Origin of the sequence: Texcoconibacillus texcoconensis, from assembly GCF_014202575.1 — a bacterium.
Classification (GTDB): Bacteria; Bacillota; Bacilli; order Bacillales; family Salisediminibacteriaceae; genus Texcoconibacillus; species Texcoconibacillus texcoconensis.
This window is the reverse complement of the sequence record NZ_JACHHB010000005.1, coordinates 1-19,823: the sequence shown is the minus strand read 5'-3', so window position 1 is coordinate 19,823 and position 19,823 is coordinate 1. Positions and strand designations below refer to the sequence as shown.

The window sequence follows — 19,823 nt, the reverse complement described above, 5'->3', positions numbered from 1 at the left end:
AAACCTCCATTCTTGTACGTTCAGGTCAAGGTTGAAAATATCGAATCATGCCGTCGTGATTTTGTGTATATTGCAAACGCGCCATCATATGACGGTCAGATCCTTTTGAAAGAGAGTGAAACAGGTGAACATCCAATTTGACCGACCTTTGTTCGGAGCAAGTACGAAAGCATTAGCAGTGGAAAAGGGTGGTTATGATATAGCGGAAATGAAGCGCTGGTTTCGTCGCAAAGAAGAGCAGGAAGCGGCGAATAATCCGATGTACGATGTGAATATCAAGGTTGTCACGGCAAATGAAAACTACGAAATCATTCAACGCTCAGTCTCCTTACGGGAAGGTCATCACTGGGAAGTTTTCAAAGATAATCAGTTCATTGGTGACATTACAAGTGCTCGAGAGTTGAAAACAAAAGCACGTGTAGATCTAAAAGGTGAAAACCTTCCTAATCTTTCCATAGAAGCGACGTGGAGAGGGAGGGGAAAAGTAACGGTCAATGGCCAAGATTCTGGAGAAACGAAACGGAGTGGTTTTTTGGTCAATATGAAGTACCTCATAGAGATTGAAAACAATGATGTATCCATTGATCCTACATTACTTGCTGGGGTTACTTACGCATTTTGGGCGTCTTCTGAATAGTTAGGTCTGAAAAATAGTGTGTGATTTCCATTTAAAATAAGTTAGCATGAAGTATCAAAGTTTTATCATTCAAGGAGGAAGAGAAATGGAAGATAAGCTACAATTCCGACCACTTGAGAAAGATGACTTGGAATTTATCTATAAAATGAGAATAAATCCAAATGTCATGGATTATTGGTTTGAAGAACCTTACACAACGAGGGAAAAATTGAAGAAATCTTTTGAGGAAGAACAAGACAACAACTCGCACAGAGAATTCATACTATATAACTTAAAAGAAACCGTTGGTTATACTTGTCTTTACGATATTGACCATCGTCACCGGAACGCAGAATTTGCGATCATGATTGACCCTTCTCAGCAAGGCAAAGGTTATGCAACTGAAGCTACACGACTGATCGTAGAGTATGGCTTCAATCAATTGAACCTGAAAAAGCTTTATTTGTACGTGATAAAAAACAATGAAAAAGCCTTTCACATTTATCGAAAATTAGGATTTCAAACTGAAGGAGAGCTGAAAAAGCACTTTTTTGTGGATGGAAAATATCATGATGCATTGATGATGGGGTTGCTGAGGGAAGATTATGTAGCCTAGCAATAAAAGAAAGCCTGGTTCAAAAATAAAAATGAGATGACCTATTAATATTTGAGCTTCTCAAAATGACTATCAATAACAAAAGGTTGTGTTCAGCGAAAGAACACAACCTTTTATTCGGATATTTAACTAATATTGTATGCGTCATTAGAACGATACTCAATTACATGGATATTCTACTCGGTGACGAAGCTTCGCTAAAGTCACCGAGTAGAAAAAGTAGCAAGTTACTTAGATTGAGCTTCTACAATGATTTTTTCATCTATTACATCGACGTGTAAAGACTTGCGATCTTCGTTGTCAATCAGTTGGTCTGCAATGGGGTCTTCAATTTGCTCTTGAATCACGCGACGAAGCGGGCGCGCACCAAATGCAGGGTGATAACCTAAGTCAGCAAGGCGTTGTTTTGCTTCACTACTAACGGTTATTGTCAAATCTTGTTCCTGTAACGTTTCTTCAAGGTCACTTAACATCGTATCGACGATGGCAATTAAATGATCCTCGTTAAGGTGGTTAAAGCGGACGATATTATCGAAACGGTTCAAGAATTCAGGCTTAAAGTAAGCACCGAGTGAATCGAGAATATTCACTTCCTCATGTTTGTCATTTTCCCCGAATCCAACGGTTACTTTCTTTTCATTTACCCCTGCGTTACTTGTCATAATAATTGCTGTATCCTTGAAACTGACCGTGCGCCCTTGGCTATCAGTCAATTGACCGTCTTCAAGGATTTGTAAGAACATATGATGCACATCAGGGTGTGCTTTTTCGATTTCGTCTAGCAAAATGATGCTGTACGGATTGCGACGAACGCGCTCTGTTAGTTGTCCTGCTTCCTCGTGCCCTACATATCCAGGTGGAGAACCGATTAATTTAGAGACAGCATGTTTTTCCATATATTCACTCATGTCTAAGCGAATCATCGCATCTTTTTGACCGAACAATTCTTCAGCAAGCTGTTTTGTCAACTCTGTCTTACCGACACCTGTTGGTCCAACAAATAAGAATGAGCCGATCGGACGATGTTTTGCTTTTAAACCAACGCGACTACGGCGAATCGCTTTGGCCACTTTTTGAACGGCTTCTTCTTGTCCGATCACCTTTTCAGCAAGGCGTTTTTCTAAACTTTTAAGTTTCGATTGTTCATCTTCTTGAAGTTTACTAACAGGGATACCTGTTTTTTGCTCAATAATATTTTGGATATCGTCGACTTGAATGACCACTTTTTCGTTTGTTGATTCTTCTGCGTGATCAAGTTTGTCCAAAAGTTCTTTTTCTTCTTTTTGCAATTCAGCTGCTCGTTCATATTTTTCTTCTTTGATCGCTTGTTCTTTTTCAACATAAATTTCATTCAGACGTGCTTTTGGATCTGTGGAAGTTTGACCATCACTATACGCTAAATTCATTTTCGATCCTGATTCATCCAATAAGTCAATCGCCTTGTCTGGCAATTGTCGGTCTTGGATGTAACGATCTGCTAGCGTCACACAAGCACGAATAGCCTCATCAGTAAATGTGACTTCATGATACGTTTCATATTTATCTTGAATTCCTCTTAGAATCTCAATCGCCTCATCAACAGTTGGCTCCTTAACGATAATTGGTTGCAGACGACGTTCAAATGCAGCGTCTTTTTCAATTTGACGATATTCACTGAGTGTTGTCGCACCGATCATTTGAAACTCACCGCGTGCAAGCGCCGGTTTTAAAATGTTTCCTGCATCCATCGACCCTTCAGCAGACCCAGCACCGACAATCATATGAATCTCGTCGATAAACAAGATGACATTCTGACGTTCTTTCAATTCCGCAATTAGCTGTTTCATTCGTTCCTCAAACTGACCTCGAACCCCTGTGTTTGCGACAAGTGAAGTAACGTCTAACATATATACTTGTTTATTTCTCAGTTTCTTTGGCACGCCGTTTTCAGCAATTTTTAAAGCTAACCCTTCAGCAATCGCAGTTTTTCCGACACCCGGTTCACCAATCAACATCGGATTACTTTTATTTCGACGGTTGAGTGCCTCAATCACTTGCTGAATTTCTTCATCACGTCCAATCACAGGGTCGATGAGACCCGCTTTGGCTGAATGACTGATGTTTTGTGCCAATTCATCTAAGAGTCCATGATCTTGATCTTTGGCATGGTTGGACTGTTCTTGTTCGGAACCCATGTCAGAATGCATCATTCCGCCAAGGAACTTGTTGAAGGGACTACCGTTTCCAAAGGATTGCATATTGCCAACAGACATGCCGTTTTTCAATTCTTGATAACAAGATTCACATAAACGAATGCGTTGTCTTTGCTCGTTAACCTGAATATTCATTTCAACGACAGCTTGTTTGTTTTGACACTTTTGACAATTCAATGTGATTCCCTCCTTGATATGGTTTTATATAGGTTTATGTTCATAATTGACTTTGACTATCTTTGACCTTTGTTGACTATATTATACTTTAACCTTCTTTGACCTTCAAGAGGTAAGTCTAAAAATTTGATCAAATCAACATTAAAAAGAACCTAAAGCTGGAGAGCTCTAGGTTCGTCAATAAGTTGAGCGGGGAGGTTTCTTTAAATGATCAAGATTGCAACAACGACTGCGACTAAAAGGCCTATCGAAACTGGAATAAAGTTTTGGCGGACGAGATCCATCGGTTTTACACCGGCGATTCCAGCATCTGCAGCTGCACCAAATGCCCAGGCTGCAAGTGTTCCACCACCTGCGAAAATGGTTGCTACTTGCCCGATGGATGCCAAAACGGCAACATCGATTCCGACGCCTTCACCTAAACCAGCAGCCAGCGCACCCACTAATGGCAACCCAGAAAAACCTGACCCATCCATTCCAGCAAGAATCGAAATGACGACCATACCTAAAACAACGGTAATAACATTGCCATCAATGTAATGTGCAAGGGCTGTTCCAAGGTCAAAGAGAAAGCCAGGAGCGCCTTCACCAAGCACTTCTTCTGCGTTATCTGGATGCCCTAATAAGAAAAAAGCGGCAATCGGAATCACAGGCGCAAAGATTTTTATAGCGAAGAAGAAACCTTCGCGTATATGAACGACGATGTCTTCAAATGCTTTCGTCCCTTGTGTTGTAAATGAAGAAATGATTAGAAGCGTTACCGCTGTACCACCGAGTAATGCTGTCGCTTCACCACCTTGAATCGCTTGTTCTTGATTAAAAAATGCTCTGTAAAGCATGAGTAATACGACAGAGAATAAAACAAATGGTACAAAGGCAGCCAAAAATTTCGTGCTTTTTGTTGGTGTAACAGTTGGTTCATCTGCGATCTCTACACCTTTTGTCTCTAACTGATCCCATTTCCCATTTGTCATATTACGGCGCATTTTCAAGAAAGCCAACCCGATGGCTACAAAACCTACAATCAATGAAAATAAAGCTGTGTAAGGTAAGATATCAACTGATTCCAAACCTGCTGCCGAAGAAGTGATACTCGTTGCACCTTGAATGACTAAGTCCCCAGATAGTGCCATTCCATGCCCGAATAAATTGATTGAAACAGCTGCCCCCATTGCAGGCAAACCAGCTTTCATGGCCACGGGAATAAGCACAGTTCCAACGAGTGCAACTGCAGGTGTTGGCCAAAAGAACGTAGCAGCAAGATACATCGCTGTGCCGAGTACGAAGAAGGCTGTTGTTGGATTGACCATTAGGCGTCTTAAAGGAGATACCATGAGTGTGTCCGCACCAGCATGTTGTAGGGATTTAAGCATCGCAACCATCAGTGCGATGACTAACATAATGTCAAACAAAACCATACCTGAATTTAAAAATGACTCAAAGACGGTTTGAAAGGAAGCAACGATCCCGTTTAGAAAACCTTGATCAAGGTTATATACGAAACCGAGTATAAAGATCCCAATAATTGAAGGGAGGACAACGTCTCTCCTAAGGATCATAAAAGTAAAAATCGTTAAAATCACGAAAAGGAACACCCAATGAGAAAACGTTAACGTTACAGCTTCCATGTTATCTCCTTTCACCCCAAACACAAATCATGGAGTTTCTGACGGTGTCTAACTATGATTAATGTATGGCGTTTCGTAGGCAGGAGTGACATGGGCAGTTGCGGAGAAAGAGATAGGAGCTGCTGCATGGGTTGCCATTGTGCGGAGCGGACATGAGTTCCGTTATCTGTGACAAAAAGGGCTTTTCTGAGGGTGTGGCGGACATTGGTTCCGTTAATCGGTAAAAAATGAGTTGAAATGGTAGGTTTTGCAGCAAATAGCGGAATGTATGTCCGTGGACCATTCAAAAATACAGTTTTTTGAGTAAATAACGGAACATATGTCCGGAGCGACGTAAAAATTATATAATCATTGAACAATTGTTGAACAATCTCATCTTAGTTGATACGTTCTCACACGTTCTTTTCCACTTACAACTTGTAGAACCTGAATATCAACAAGTTTATGCAAAATACGTCTAGCATGGCGGTCACTTATTCGTAAATGATGGGCGACTTCCAAAGGAGTAATCGGTCGTAATAAGCGACGACATAGGCGGATAACCTCGGCTTCCGAAGAGGATAATTGTGAAGGGACGTCAGAAGAAGTGAATTTGCCTATAAAAGAAAGAATCAATTGTTGACATTGTTTGGGTTCATCTTTAATGGACAAATAAGCAACAGGTAAAAAGGTCCAACCATCAAGGGCTAATAGTGAGTGGCGCCAGCATAAATCTTTAAACCGTCTGACATCAAGGTCCCGGGCATGGGGTCCATAACCTTGAATTTCAATCCCTCCTTTTGCACCAAAAGGCATGTAAGCAAGGTCTAAATAACGATATCCATTGTTGAAATCACGTACCTCCCATTCAGGGTACAAATGATCGAAATGCCCTATAGTTGGGAACCATATGTACCGAAGGAATTCAACTGTACCGTGACCAAGCCCCTTACGAAGTATTTCTTGTCTCCTGTGATTGTTCTCTTCCAAGAGATTTTTTTGAAGCCATTCTTCGTATGCTTGTTCGAATTGCGACATGTAAGCACTCCTTTCTATTTGGGTAAGGTTATGAAAATGTTAGTCCCTTGAGTTGGATCAACTCAAAAAATATATTCCCAAAAAAACAACAATATAAAACAAATTTTACATTAGAGAAGGTAAATAAAAACTTTCTCATAGGTGAACGTGTCTTTTGCATCATCAATCCACGCCGCAATCTAAATCTCGTGTTTTTTTCAATACATTCATTTACACATAAAAATCCCATCAATTAAAAAACTAAGAAAAGAACTTCCAAAAATAAAGGAGGAAGAAAATATGAAGAAATTATTCGCACTACTAATAATCGTTCTCTGTCTCGCCTTCGTAACGGTCGCTTGTGGTGGAAATGACCCAGTCGATGAAGAAAACGGGGATGATCAAATGGAAGAAACGACAACGGAAGAAGAGACTGATGAATTAACAAGTGAATATCCATTTCCTGATGATGCTGATGAAACTGGGGAAGGTGAAGTGACGGTCGATGAAACGAGTGGCGACCCAGAAGATATACCGGTCAAATTTGTCTCCTCTGATACTATGCTCACGCAAATAGGCTATACGATAGAAAATTTCGATGCAGATAAAGAAGTCTTTATTTACGTAAACGAAATATTTGTGGAGGCGAGACAAGGTGCAGAATTAGCGCAGTCTTCTTTGAACTTAGAAGGGTGGTTACTGGAACCAGGAGAATATGAAGTCGTAGCTGCTCAATTTGAAGATAACGATCCTGACAATGATGTTCTACATTTATCGAAGTCACGATACAAAATTGAAGAGGGCAGTTAAACAAGGATCGACTTTTTATTATGTTCTTTTCTTAAACTTTGTTGTTTGGGATAAGCTGATAGAAGCGAAAGGAACGACTTCAGAATGGTTAAATGCGGTCACGTCCACTGTTTCAGTCGATCCGGACATTGATTCCGTTATTCACTAAAAAAAGGCTGTTTTTGAGCTTTTTCCGGACATGAGTTCCGCTATTTGCAAAAAATCGGCCTTTATAGCATGCCAAATTGAGGATTAACGGAACATATGTCCGTCCGACTCCTAAAAATGGCGTATTTGGCTGAAATAACGGAATGTATGTCTGCGTGTCCGCATCCGCAAGTGAAGATATTTATATTTACGCGCAAAACATTTACGGGGATTTTGAGTGGCGGAAAATAGCAATGAACTAATCGATCTTCAAATAAAAGAAAAATTAGCGTGTCTATAATGTTTTAAGAGGTTGTGTAAAAATTGAGTTTTAGGCTCATTTTTGACAACCTCTTTTTTCAATTTCCGTATATCATAATATCTAAATCAATTCTTGTAATTTTCGAAAAAATGAACGTTTTTATACCCCTTTGATCTCATGTATTCACGTTCTGTTGCGATAAGCAAAGAGGATAACTGTTCTTGCTCTTGAATAGACATACCAATAAATTCGATGCCAAATTCTACATGATTACCTTCAAAATGTTCAATTTTACGAACGAGTTTGGCTCTAAAAGAAAAGTGTTCTTCTCTAAATATAAAATCAATACCAATGATAATTCCTTTTCGAACGGGTAAGTCGTAGTGACAAGCGAGTCTAGCCCCGTTTGCACTTAAGTCATGAATAGTCCCGGTTCCTTTTTTTCCAATAAGGTGGTTAAGCTTGCGGTCTCCTATTCCATTCAAAGTAATTTCACAATCTACATTAGAGACTTCCAACCGAAATGCTTTTCTGCGCTCAATCTCTTGTTGTTTTTGTTTTAAATGATAAACATTTTCTAAAAGACGCTCATTTTCACCTTTTTGTTTGACTAAATTTTTTTTCAATCGGTATGTCAAAATTGAAAAAGTGCCTAAAGGTAAAAATAGAGATAAAAAAATGGTCACTGAGGCGATCAGTAGTGGCGGCTCGAATGTCACTCCCTCCTTCGTAAAGCTACTTTAAAATGAAAACTAGGCAGTTGACAAATTCCCTAAAAATTAACATCTAAACATAAAAATCGACAATGTCACAAAAATGTAACAATAGAACCAATTTCATCATGAAGGGTTTTAACAAACATCACGAAGGTTAACGTTCGTTTTTGAAACTGATTGAAACGAAAGGCGGCGACTCCCTCAGAAAAGTTGATCTGAAGGGCTCCCAAAGGATAAGCGCAGTCTGAAGATCCAATTCAGCGACAGTTTGTGGAGCTGAATTTAGCTGAAGACAAGCCCTTGGGAAAGCGTCCGCCTGCAATGAAAATCAAAATCATGTTGGGAAATGATCTTTTCATCATCTATTATGAAATCCATTCAATATACAGAAAATTTAAGTGTATCCGTAAATACCGTAAAATGATATCCGTATATTTGAATATAGTCGATATCGACACTCTCCTTCGTTTTAGATAGAAAAGGATTGGATTGTCCATTGAATAATGTATAATGTTAACCGTTACAATAAACAATAAGCTCATTTTACACAATCGGAGAAAAAGTCTGTTTTTTACATAGCAATATCTTAATTGGAAATAAAAGAAGGTTTCCCCCTAATGAAGAAAGGAGTTTTAGAACACAATGGATCAGCTAGAAAAAGTTCACCATCACGCTGTTGAACATACGAAAAGAAAAGTTCATGAAGACATCAATCGTTTTCTTGAAACAAAGGAAGAAATGCCTTCTTTTGAAACGTATAAACGAGAGCGACAACCGTATATCGAACAAATTTGGACGAATGTATGGATTAATAAAGCGTCAAACGATGTATCTAAAAGAGGGAAACGTGCCTTTTTGACGGATATAGGGTATGACGTTGAAGGCGTGAGCCGAAAAATTATCAATAAACTATTTCGAGATGAAATCAAATTGTATATGCCTTTTGATGTCATTGGCTGGCTTGATGAAAGGTACGCCGAGAATCATGAATATTGGGCGTCAAAGTACCAGAAATCGCGAAGTGCCTATATAGAACGAGAAGAAGAGCGGATTTTAAAAGAGAAAAGAAGCGCGATAGAACGAGAAATCGAAATAACAGCGTATAAGAAGTTAGAGAAGCGAGCGTTTCTCTATTTTTTGTATGTACGTCATTTAATGGGGGAGCACATTGCGAAGGTTACACCTGAAATCACTGCTCGTGTAGAAAAAGTATGGGAGCTTTACGAAGAGCCGACAGGTGCTGTTTTGTTTGGGGACGATTGGCGTTCATACAAACATGGCCGTGTAGACGAAACGTACTATCACGTATTTGACCAACTTATTGACAATAAATTGTATGGTCCTATTGCCAAGGAAATTTTAGACGACCTCCCTAAACATTTACGTGAACAATATGACGCTCTTTCAGACCAAACGTTAACAAGTTCGACATTAATGTGGATGATTATGGAGGAGATTGAGGAATTCAAAATTGATTGGCTATCACATATGCAAGAGGAATATATTGATGATTTGCTTTTATTGGCCCATGTTCCATTTGACGAAGAGCGTCATCAAGCGATGTACGAAGAAAGTCTAGAGAAACGAAAACAAAGAGAAGCAGAAGAATTGGCGGAGATCGAACGACAAAAAGAAGAAGAAGAGCGGATGCTTGAAGATATTTTCGGTCGTGAATATCGTCCACAAACAGGCAGAGATATACGGTATGTTTTACATATCGGAGAAACGAACACAGGAAAAACACACCATGCTTTAAAGCAAATGAAGAAAGGAAAAACGGGTTTGTATTTGGCGCCTCTTCGCCTTCTTGCCCTCGAAGTATATGAAAAGTTAAACAATGAAGGGCTTGATTCTGGCTTAAAAACAGGAGAGGAAGAAAAAGATCTTGATGACGCGACACACTTATCTTGTACTGTAGAAATGTTCCACGAAAGAGATTTTTTCGATGTCGTCGTGATTGATGAAGCTCAGATGATCACGGATAAAGACCGGGGGTTCTCGTGGTATAAAGCGATTACCAATGTTAATGCAAACGAAGTACATATTATCGGAAGCAACAATGCGAAATCGATCGTTCTTGAATTGCTCGGTGATGCAAACATCGATATTTACGATTATGAACGAGATATCCCTTTGCAAGTTGAATCAAGTCCATTTAAAATCCAACAAACGGAAAAAGGGGATGCGCTTGTTTGTTTTTCGCGAAAGAGAGTGCTCGAAACGGCATCAAAGTTACGAAAAGACGGATATTCTGTCAGTATGATTTATGGAAGCATGCCTCCTGAGACGAGAAAGAAACAGATGGAAAGGTTTATTAAAGGGGAGACGACGGTTATTGTTTCGACAGATGCGATTGGCATGGGTTTAAATTTACCGATTCGCCGCATCGTGTTTTTAGAAAATGAAAAGTTTGATGGCACGAAACGACGTCGTTTAACGTCTCAAGAAGTGAAACAAATTGCTGGGCGTGCTGGAAGGAAAGGAATCTACAATGTAGGAAAAGTAGCCTTTACGAAAGATATCCAATTAATGACACGTTTGATTGAACAGCCAGATGAACCTGTTCAATCGTTTGCGATTGCACCTACGAACAATGTGTTTGAGCGTTTCCAAAAATATTATCGTGATTTAGGTACATTCTTTGAACTTTGGGATAAATTTGATAGTCCTTATGGGACAATAAAGGCGACTTTATCAGAAGAACGTGAACTGTACGAACTCATCCGTGGAACTGAAATCGAGGGACGTCTGTCAATGATGGACTTGTACGGGTTTTTACACTTACCGTTTTCTAAAAAGGAAATGCCGCTCATTTTACAATGGAAAAATAAGATGAAAGCGATCGCGCGTGGTGGTGAGTTGCCGGAGCCTAAAATAAAAACGGATACATTAGAAGATCTTGAGCTTACTTATAAGTCGTTAGGGTTACATCTTTTATTTTTATACCGTTTAGGCCGTCAAACGGAGGCAATTTATTGGGAGCGCGTCCGAGAGGAAATCAGTGATGATGTTCATGAACATTTGAAGACAGACATGACAGTTTATAATAAGAAGTGTAAGTATTGTGGACGTTCTCTTCCTTTTGAGTTTCCTCATACTATGTGTGATGATTGTCATTCGAAAAGGTATCGGAGGAGATTCACCAAAAGCTAGGGTGAGACACCGATTGTACGATTTTTACGTGATGAGTAGAAGGTCACCTCGGAATGAGGGGCCTTTTTTTGTATCTCTCGTATAAGATGACGAAGGAAATTTGTTTGTTGAAATTGAAATGGAACATACTTTGGCGGGTCACGCCCACATTTATGTCAATGGAGAGCAAGAAGGGAGGGTCTATGGTGATTTTTTTTTGGGGAGTTACAAGACGGTCCTATGATTTAGAAGTCGTCTTGGCAACTCCTTATCACGAAATCTTGACGTATGAAGCAGAAAAGGTTGGCATAAGTAAAAGTGTAAATATCGCGTCGATCATTCGACCATAGGATTGAAAAATGAAAACATGTTAGGGTGGGTGGTTAAAGGGATGCACGTGCTAAGCTTTCGTTATTTTGATTTTTCGAATCATTCGCCCTTCTATCTCAACGATTGTAAACTTTAGATTGTTCCGCTCAATCACATCCCCTTCTTCGGGAAAATCATCGCATTCTTTTAGCAAGTATCCTGCTAAAACATCCTCTTCTTCTGGAATATTTGAACGAAAAATCGAATTTAAACGCCTCAGCGTAATCTTACCATCACAAATCATTTCTTGGTCCGTGAATTTCTCAATAAGCAGTTCGTTTTCACGGTCCATTTCGTCTTCAATTTCTAACCCAATCATCGACTCAATGACATCCTCATGTGTGAGTATTCCTTCTGTTCCTCCATATTCATCTAATACAATCGCCATGTGCTTTTTTTCTTTCGTCATTTTACGAAAGACCCATTCGATCGAATGAAATTCATATACAATCAATGGATCAGGGTCACAAAAATCTTTAAATGATTTTTCACGATCTATGGACCACGATAGCAAGTATTTAGAATGAAATACGGCTACAATATGGTCAATGCTTGCTTCAAATACAGGATATCTTGTAAATGGATTTTCAATGACGACATCACGAACTTCTTCATAGGTTGCAGTAATCGGAAGGGCGCTCACTTCGATTCGTGGTGTTTTCAATACATCTTTGACATTAAGGTTATAAAAGTCGAGGACGCCTTTAATACGGTGAGATTCAGCTGGGTGAAAGGTACCTTCTGAGTCTGCGATATCGACCATCGTTTTTAATTCTTCTTTTGAGATTGAAGGGTTGGTGACTTGTCCTTTAGATAACGCTTTTGTAATGTAACCCGTTAACGCATTCAAAACCACAGAAAGTGGTTTGAATACATAGACAAAAAAACGAATCACTGGGTAAATGAGAAGTGAGATGCGATCTGGAAATGTTGCTGCTATAGACTTCGGGATCACTTCAGAAAAGATAATGATCGTGATCGTTAAAATGGCAGAAGCAAGTCCAACGTGAAAACCATATTCAATTGCAAGTGTCGTCACAAGTGTTGGCAGCAAGATGTTTGCAATATTGTTTCCTATTAAAATCGTTGTTATAAATTCGCTTGGTTTAGAAACTAATGCTAAAAGTTTCTCAGCTTTTTTGTCATGATGACTCGCCATGGTTTGAAGTCTCATTTTGTTGGCGGCAGTCAAAGCCGTTTCACTTCCTGAAAAGAAAAGTGATACGAAAAATAACAATATGATGGCAATGATCAAAAGGATGACCTCCTTTCACATGAAAATGCATAGGAGTAATTGTTCCGTATGTACTATTTTTCATATCTATAAGATGTTCATCATGGTGAGAAAAATACAAATTTATTGCATTTTGCGATTCCCGTTATTCCTGTATTTTCACTTCACCAAAAAATTGTTTATATATGTAAATGATGTCGATATGTTACGATTTTAAGAAAGGTAAGTGATGAAAGGAGGGAAAAGGTGAGACTCCCAAGTAGTGAAACGTTAAAGCGGCCACTACAAATTTCATTAATTCTTCTTTTCATCATCATGGTTAGCAATCGTATTGAAGTGAATTCTGGACCTTCTGGACAAATGGACGCTTCGTTAAAGGAAGAAGATGAATTTGAAATTTATCAGCAATCTAGAAAGTTTGTAACAGACCTTTTTGTACAAGATCGGGATGAAACCCATGAACAGTACGTTCATACAGATATCATAGAAGAAGATGGTTTAAAAGAACATTGGAACAATACTTTGGATGACATTCAAGAAAATGAACTTGCGGCGATTCCTAATTACCGTGAACAACTTGATTTTTACATAAGGGAAAGTGAGAGTAACGATGGTACCCCGCATAAACGTTACGGTTTGAATTTAACAGTGGAATTGGATGTAGGTAGATCAACAAGGGAGACAACCGTACCGCTAGAATGGGTGGAAGAAAACGGGGAATTTAAATTGTATCGTATGAAGTTTCCTTATCGTTTTATTCCAATTCCGATGGTTGGCCCGGTTAGTTACAAGAATTAAAAGAGAAGAAGGAAGTGAAATAGTGAAGACTTTTGAATAGTTTAATACATAAAAAAACCGAGCGAGGAGGAACCACGCTCGGTTTTACTGTTAATATTTTGGCTGCATTTCACCGGATTCGATTTCTTCGATGTAATGACAAGCCGCTTGATGTTGTTCACCCATAAGGTTTTCGTTTTGTCGAAGTTCTGGAACTTCTTCTTTACAACGGTCTGTTGCAAATGGACAACGTGTGTGGAAACGACAACCAGTTGGTGGGTCAATTGGTGAAGGAACATCACCTTTAAGAACAATTTGTTCTTTTTTTGCATTCGGGTCAGGAACTGGAATCGCAGATAGTAAAGTTTTAGTATACGGATGTTTTGGATTATCAAATAGAGACTTCTTATCTGCGATTTCAACGATTTTTCCTAAATACATGACAAGAACGCGGTCTGAGATGTGACGCACAACCCCTAAGTCGTGTGAAATAAACAAGTAAGTGAGGTTGAGGTCTTTTTGTAATTTCTGCAACAAGTTTAGTACTTGTGCTTGTACAGAAACGTCCAAAGCAGAAACAGATTCGTCACAGACAATCATCTTAGGATCGACAGCTAAAGCACGAGCAATACCGATACGCTGTCTTTGTCCACCGCTAAATTCGTGAGGGAAACGATCCAATTTGTCAGGGCCAAGACCAACTGTTTCTAACAACTCGATCATGCGGTCATAACGCTCTTCTTTAGGTAATACATTTTGAATCTCCATCGCTTCATTTAACACTTGTCGAACCGTTTGACGCGGGTTAATGGAGGCGTATGGATCTTGGAAGATAATTTGTAAGTCTTTGCGCTTTTTTTGCATTTCCTTCTTATTAAGAGATAGTAGATCTTCACCATCGAAAGTGACTTCACCAGAAGTTGGTTCATCTAAACGAAGAATCGCACGTCCAGTTGTAGACTTACCACAACCGGACTCACCAACGATACTTAATGTTTCACCTTCATTGATTGCGAAAGTAATATCGTCAACAGCTTTGACGTCATTAATTTTACGTCCGAAGATCCCACCTTTAATAGGGAAATATTGTTTTAAGTTATGAACTTGTAGCAGTTCCGTAGTCATCTTTTACATTCACCTCCGGATCTCCGTCCCATTTATCAGAATAAACCCAGCAACGAACCTGGTTTCCATCCTCGAGGTCATCTAATGTAGGAAGTTGTTCCTTACATAGATCTGTCGCAAATGGACAACGAGGGGCGAAACGACACCCTTCTGGCATGTTTGTAGGAGATGGGACCATTCCTTTAATCACTTGCAGTTCTTCTTGGTCAATATCATGACGTGGAAGAGAGCTTAATAGCCCAACAGTATAAGGGTGTTTTGGTGATTCAAACAGTGTTTGAACATCAGCATACTCGACGATTTTTCCGGCATACATAACAGCTACATAGTCACATGTTTCAGCAACGACACCAAGGTCGTGTGTAATCAAGACGACTGACATACCTAATTCGTCTTGTAGGTTATTAATAAGCCTTAAAATTTGTGCTTGAATCGTTACGTCTAATGCTGTCGTCGGTTCATCAGCGATTAATAATTCTGGTTTACAAGCAAGAGCAATCGCAATCATGACACGTTGGCGCATTCCACCAGATAGTTCGTGAGGATACCGCTTTAAACGGTCTTTTGGTGATGGGATACCAACGAGCTCAAGCATTTCCAACGATTTCTGTAAAGCTTGTTTTTTGGACAAGCCTTGGTGAATTCTATAAGCCTCTGAAATTTGATCTCCAACTGTAAATACAGGATTTAATGAAGTCATCGGCTCTTGGAAGATCATTGAAATTTCATTACCGCGAATGCGGCGCATTTCACTTTCAGATTTATCTAGTAAGTTATCAGATTTAAAGTTAATCTCGCCACCAACGATCTGTCCAGGTTCCTGAATTAATCTCATAATTGAAAGAGAGGTAATACTCTTCCCTGAACCTGATTCACCTACGATGCCAAGCGTTTTACCACTTGGGACGGAGAAGCTTACACCGTCAACGGCTTTGACTTCAGCTTCTTCTGTAAAAAATGATGTTCTTAAATCATTTACTTCGATAATGTTTGAAGATGGTTCCATAGGGAGAATCCCCACCTTTCTTTTCTGTCAAAGTTAATCTAATTCAATACGTTTATTTAGGAAACGATAAGAAATATCGACTAAAAAGTTTACGAGTACAAATAGTAAAGCGATAACGAGTACGGTACCTTGAACGATAGGGAAGTCTCGTGCATTAATCGAATCAATGACTAACCGCCCCAAACCGTTAATAGAGAATACTGTTTCAGTAAGAACAGTACCACCTAGTAAAGTACCAAATTGTAGACCTACAACAGTTACAACTGGAATGAGTGCATTTCGTAATGCGTGCTTGTAAGTGACAATTTGTTCTTTTACACCTTTTGCTCTAGCTGTTCGAATATAGTCTTGGTTAATTACTTCTAACATACTTGACCTTGTCATTCGTGCGATAATAGCTGCCCCAGCTGTACCAAGTGTGATTACTGGAAGCACCATGTGTTCAATTGATCCCCAACCTGAAACTGGGAACCATTGTAGTGGTGGTAAAGCGAAATACTGGATTAACATTAAACCTAGCCAGAAGTTAGGCATTGATAATCCGAATAATGCAATCACCATAATTGATGTATCTAAAAAAGTATGGCGCTTTGTTGCGGAAATAACGCCAGCAATAATTCCAATAAAAATACTAAGCAAAGTACTGAAGAAAGCTAATTCAAAAGTGACCCAGAACCTAGAACCGATTTCAGCACTGACAGGGTTACCACTTCGAATCGAATTACCTAAGTCGAACTGCATAATATCACCAAGGAAGCGACCATATTGTACGAGCAAATGATCATTTAAACCTAATCGATCTCTCATTTGTTGAACTTGTGCATCACTTGCAGCTTCACCAGCAATGATTTGCGCAGGATCCCCTGGGATGAGGTGGATCATTAAGAAAACAAGTATCGTTACCCCGAAAATGACGGGGATTGTTTGAAGAATACGTCTTAAGACAAATACTAGCATGTTTATCCCCCTTACCCTTTCGTTTTTGGATCTAGTGCGTCTCTTAATCCGTCACCAAATAGATTGAATGCGAGAACCACGACCACAATAGCAAGCCCAGGGAAAAGTGCATAGTGAGGGTCGTCCCACATATAGTTGCGCCCTTGACTTAAGATCGCGCCCCACTCTGGTGTAGGTGGTTGTGCACCTAAACCGAGGAATGATAATCCACTTGCTGCGAGGATGGCTGTCGCCATACGTAATGTTGCTTGAACAATAATAGGTGACATAATGTTCGGTAGTATGTGTCGGAAAATGATGCGAAAGTCTGAAGCACCAAGTGCACGAACGGCATCAACATACTCCAATTTTTTCACAGCTAGTGTCGATCCTCGGACAATTCTTGCAAAAACGGGTATGGAGAATACCGCAACAGCAATAATAACGTTTTGTAAACTTCCGCCGAGTATACTTACGATTGCTAATGCAAGTAAGATACCAGGGAATGCAAGAAGAACATCCATTGACCTCATCAAAATAGCATCAATTTTCTTTCCATAATAACCAGAAACAATACCAATAACAGTACCGGCAACAGAACCTAATAAAACAGAAGAGAAACCAATATATAGCGTAATACTTGTACCGTGAATAATCCGGGTGAAAATATCTCTTCCGTGATGGTCTGTTCCAAACCAATTATCCGCGTTCGGCGATGCTAACCGATTCGTATAATCTTGTGCATCAGGATCGAATGGAGTTAGGACCGGACCGATAATTGAAACAATGATGAAAAATAAAATGAGAATACCACCGACCATCGCCGTTTTATTTTTCTTAAGTTTTTTATAAACTTTTTTCATATTTTCTAATTGTGGCGATGGTGGTTTCGTCTCGGCCTGTTGTGTTTTAACACTTGTCTCAGCCATCATATCTACCTCTCTTTTCTTTATATTATCTCTGAACGTTAAAGCACATCATTACTCTAGTGTGCAGAACGGTTCTTGATTTGTAAATAGAAGCTTTTTGGAAATTCAGTTTTTGTCGAATTCTTGGTTCTTGGAATTAAAAATATTATAACAGGATATTAAAATAACTCAATAGAATAAAATGAACAAATTTATATGGAAATGATAGGTTTATTTCGCGAAATTACTATATATATCATGTTGCCACTATGTATTTTAAAACGAAATCTTTAATACAGCAATTATTTAATGTGTTAAACGTTATCTTTCTAATTAAAATTTTGCAATAATTTATCTTGTGTTTTTTTGAACTATCGTGTAATTTAATTAGTGAGAAATATGAAAAAAATTCATAAAAAAAGGGGGATACAAATGTTTCATACAAAAACATTTAAATTTGGCGTAACATCCGTTGCGCTATCATTGGCTCTTGCTGCTTGTTCAAGTGAACCTACGGATGAAGGAGCTGTTGATGAGGACACTGGCGATGCAGGTGAAGGAGAGGGAGAGGGAGAGGTTGTTGAGACAGACGACTTGATCATTTCTAATTTGTCTGATATTGAAGCGATGGACCCACATGGTGTCAATGATACGCCTTCTAGTAACGTACAGACGAATATCTTCGAATCACTTGTCTCTCAAAATGAAGACATGGAGTTACAACCACTTCTTGCTGAAGATTGGGAAGCGGTGGAAGAGGATGTTTGGGAATTCACATTACGTGATGACGTTACGTTCCACGACGGTTCTGAATTTAACGCTGAGGTTGTAAAAGCAAACATCGAACGTATATTAGATCCTGATATTGCATCACCACGTCAATTCTTATATGAAATGGTAGAAGAAGTGGTTGTCGTAGACGATTATACAGTTCAGTTTGTTACAGAATACCCGTTTGCACCTCTCCCATCACACCTTTCTCATACTGGTGGTTCTATGATCAGTCTTGAGGTGATTGAGGCAGATTATGCGAAAATGGAAGAAGAAGATGCACAACCAGGTGAATATATTAATAACAACCCAATTGGTACAGGTTTCTTCGAATTTGAAGAATGGGTATCAGGGGAAAAAGTTGTTTTAAATAATTATGAAGATTACTGGGGTGAAAATGCGAAAGTTGATAGTGTGACATTCCAAGTAACACCAGAAGACCAAACACGAATTGGTGAACTTGAAACAGGTTCGGCTCATATTATTGACCCAGTAAGTCCTAGTGACCATAGCCGTGTTAACTCAGGAGAGTCAACGCTTGTCAATGAGCAAGACAGCTTGAGCCTATCTTATATTTCTTTTAATACACAAAAAGAACCATTTGACGATCCAAAAGTAAGAAAAGCCATTTCAAAGGCAGTCGATAAAGACGTGATTATCGACGGGTTATTGGAAGGATTTGGTACGCCGGCGGTTGCTCCAATCGGACCAAATGTGTTCGGTTTTAGTGATGAAGTCACACAATTAGAGTATGATGTGGAGCGAGCACAAGAGCTCTTAGCTGAAGCAGGTTATGAAGACGGGTTTGAAACAACAATTTGGACAAATGATAGTCGCGACCGTCAGGACATTGCAGAAATCGTTCAAGCGCAATTAGGGGAGATTGGGATTGATGTATCCATTGAGGTTCTTGAGTGGGGTGCATATCTAGACAACACAGCTGAAGGACAGCACGATATGTTTATTCTCGGTTGGTCAACAGTAACAGGTGATGCGGACTACGGATTATATGCTCTATTCCACTCTTCAAATCATGGAGCAGAAGGTAACCGTTCGTTTATCGACAATGAAGAGCTCGATAATCTTCTAGATCAAGGACGTAGAGAAGCGGACCCAGAAGCACGTGAAGAGATCTATGAAGAAGCGATGGAAATTTTAGCAGAAGAAGCACCATTTATTAATATCCATCACCAAACATTCCTCGTAGGTTTGCGTGAAGAAGTTCAAGGATTCGGTCAACATCCAGACGGGTTGTTTGAACTTCAAGATGTAACAATTGAACAATAAGGTTATAGTGAAAAGCTGAGGGCAAATGCTCTCAGCTTTTTTAGGGTGTGCCCGGCATGTCTGACAGCTAGGTGGTGAAAGTCCACTACAGGCTTGGCAGTGGGAACTGTTAGCGAATGGCAAGGGTGTCCACCGTGAG

The 19,823-nt window shown here is 39.4% G+C and carries 16 protein-coding genes; 7 read left to right on the top strand and 9 right to left on the bottom strand.

Going from position 1 to position 19,823, the window contains the following annotated elements:
* The first annotated feature begins 124 nt into the window (after positions 1-124).
* Both HNQ41_RS06470 and HNQ41_RS06465 read left to right on the top strand, forming a co-directional pair.
* Entirely contained in the window at positions 125-637 is a 513-nt protein-coding gene (locus tag HNQ41_RS06470; protein WP_184663613.1) for a hypothetical protein, read from the top strand.
* An 85-nt stretch (positions 638-722) separates the two neighbouring features.
* Positions 723-1,232 (top strand): GNAT family N-acetyltransferase, encoded by a 510-nt coding sequence (locus tag HNQ41_RS06465; protein ID WP_184663612.1) that lies wholly within the window; start codon positions 723-725, stop codon positions 1,230-1,232.
* Between the two features lie 227 nt (positions 1,233-1,459).
* On the opposite strand, the gene HNQ41_RS06460 is transcribed toward HNQ41_RS06465, so the two are convergent.
* The 3 genes from HNQ41_RS06460 to HNQ41_RS06450 all read right to left on the bottom strand — a co-directional run bounded on the left by HNQ41_RS06460 (position 1,460) and on the right by HNQ41_RS06450 (position 6,246).
* On the bottom strand, positions 1,460-3,601 hold the full coding sequence (locus tag HNQ41_RS06460) for an ATP-dependent Clp protease ATP-binding subunit (protein WP_184663611.1): 2,142 nt from the start codon (positions 3,599-3,601) through the stop codon (positions 1,460-1,462).
* 203 nt (positions 3,602-3,804) lie between these two features.
* Complete coding sequence (locus HNQ41_RS06455) at positions 3,805-5,229, bottom strand: hypothetical protein (RefSeq protein ID WP_184663610.1); 1,425 nt, start codon at positions 5,227-5,229, stop codon at positions 3,805-3,807.
* 372 nt (positions 5,230-5,601) lie between these two features.
* A complete protein-coding gene (locus tag HNQ41_RS06450; protein WP_184663609.1) occupies positions 5,602-6,246 on the bottom strand; it encodes a transcriptional regulator in 645 nt (214 codons plus the stop codon).
* Between the two features lie 279 nt (positions 6,247-6,525).
* Between HNQ41_RS06450 and HNQ41_RS06445 the strand changes: the two genes are divergently transcribed.
* Positions 6,526-7,035 carry a hypothetical protein gene (locus HNQ41_RS06445; RefSeq protein WP_184663608.1) on the top strand — a complete coding sequence of 170 codons (510 nt, stop codon included), beginning with the start codon at positions 6,526-6,528 and terminating at the stop codon, positions 7,033-7,035.
* 513 nt (positions 7,036-7,548) lie between these two features.
* Here the strand turns inward: HNQ41_RS06445 and HNQ41_RS16615 are convergent.
* On the bottom strand, positions 7,549-8,142 hold the full coding sequence (locus tag HNQ41_RS16615) for a PilZ domain-containing protein (RefSeq protein ID WP_184663607.1): 594 nt from the start codon (positions 8,140-8,142) through the stop codon (positions 7,549-7,551).
* 639 nt (positions 8,143-8,781) lie between these two features.
* On the opposite strand from HNQ41_RS16615, the gene HNQ41_RS06435 reads away from it, so the two are divergent.
* A complete protein-coding gene (locus HNQ41_RS06435) occupies positions 8,782-11,292 on the top strand; it encodes a helicase-related protein (RefSeq protein ID WP_184663606.1) in 2,511 nt (836 codons plus the stop codon).
* 185 nt (positions 11,293-11,477) lie between these two features.
* Complete coding sequence (locus tag HNQ41_RS06430) at positions 11,478-11,621, top strand: hypothetical protein (protein ID WP_184663605.1); 144 nt, start codon at positions 11,478-11,480, stop codon at positions 11,619-11,621.
* 50 nt (positions 11,622-11,671) lie between these two features.
* On the opposite strand, the gene HNQ41_RS06425 is transcribed toward HNQ41_RS06430, so the two are convergent.
* Complete coding sequence (locus HNQ41_RS06425; protein WP_184663604.1) at positions 11,672-12,895, bottom strand: hemolysin family protein; 1,224 nt, start codon at positions 12,893-12,895, stop codon at positions 11,672-11,674.
* 225 nt (positions 12,896-13,120) lie between these two features.
* Between HNQ41_RS06425 and HNQ41_RS06420 the strand changes: the two genes are divergently transcribed.
* The gene (locus HNQ41_RS06420; RefSeq protein ID WP_184663603.1) at positions 13,121-13,672 is read left to right on the top strand and encodes a hypothetical protein; all 552 of its coding nucleotides are present in this window, start codon (positions 13,121-13,123) and stop codon (positions 13,670-13,672) included.
* 90 nt (positions 13,673-13,762) lie between these two features.
* Here HNQ41_RS06420 and HNQ41_RS06415 read toward each other — a convergent pair whose 3' ends face one another.
* The 4 genes from HNQ41_RS06415 to HNQ41_RS06400 are packed head-to-tail and all read right to left on the bottom strand — an operon-like array spanning position 13,763 to position 17,647.
* On the bottom strand, positions 13,763-14,776 hold the full coding sequence (locus HNQ41_RS06415; RefSeq protein WP_184663602.1) for an ABC transporter ATP-binding protein: 1,014 nt from the start codon (positions 14,774-14,776) through the stop codon (positions 13,763-13,765).
* On the bottom strand, positions 14,748-15,782 hold the full coding sequence (locus HNQ41_RS06410) for an ABC transporter ATP-binding protein (protein ID WP_184663601.1): 1,035 nt from the start codon (positions 15,780-15,782) through the stop codon (positions 14,748-14,750). Before HNQ41_RS06410 ends, HNQ41_RS06415 begins: the two co-directional genes overlap by 29 nt.
* A gap of 33 nt (positions 15,783-15,815) precedes the next feature.
* Positions 15,816-16,739, bottom strand: coding sequence for a nickel ABC transporter permease (gene nikB, locus HNQ41_RS06405; RefSeq protein WP_184663600.1), 924 nt, complete (start codon positions 16,737-16,739; stop codon positions 15,816-15,818).
* 11 nt (positions 16,740-16,750) lie between these two features.
* Complete coding sequence (locus HNQ41_RS06400) at positions 16,751-17,647, bottom strand: ABC transporter permease (protein ID WP_184663599.1); 897 nt, start codon at positions 17,645-17,647, stop codon at positions 16,751-16,753.
* A 411-nt stretch (positions 17,648-18,058) separates the two neighbouring features.
* On the opposite strand from HNQ41_RS06400, the gene HNQ41_RS06395 reads away from it, so the two are divergent.
* Positions 18,059-19,684 (top strand): glutathione ABC transporter substrate-binding protein, encoded by a 1,626-nt coding sequence (locus tag HNQ41_RS06395; protein WP_184663598.1) that lies wholly within the window; start codon positions 18,059-18,061, stop codon positions 19,682-19,684.
* The last annotated feature ends 139 nt before the right edge of the window (positions 19,685-19,823 follow it).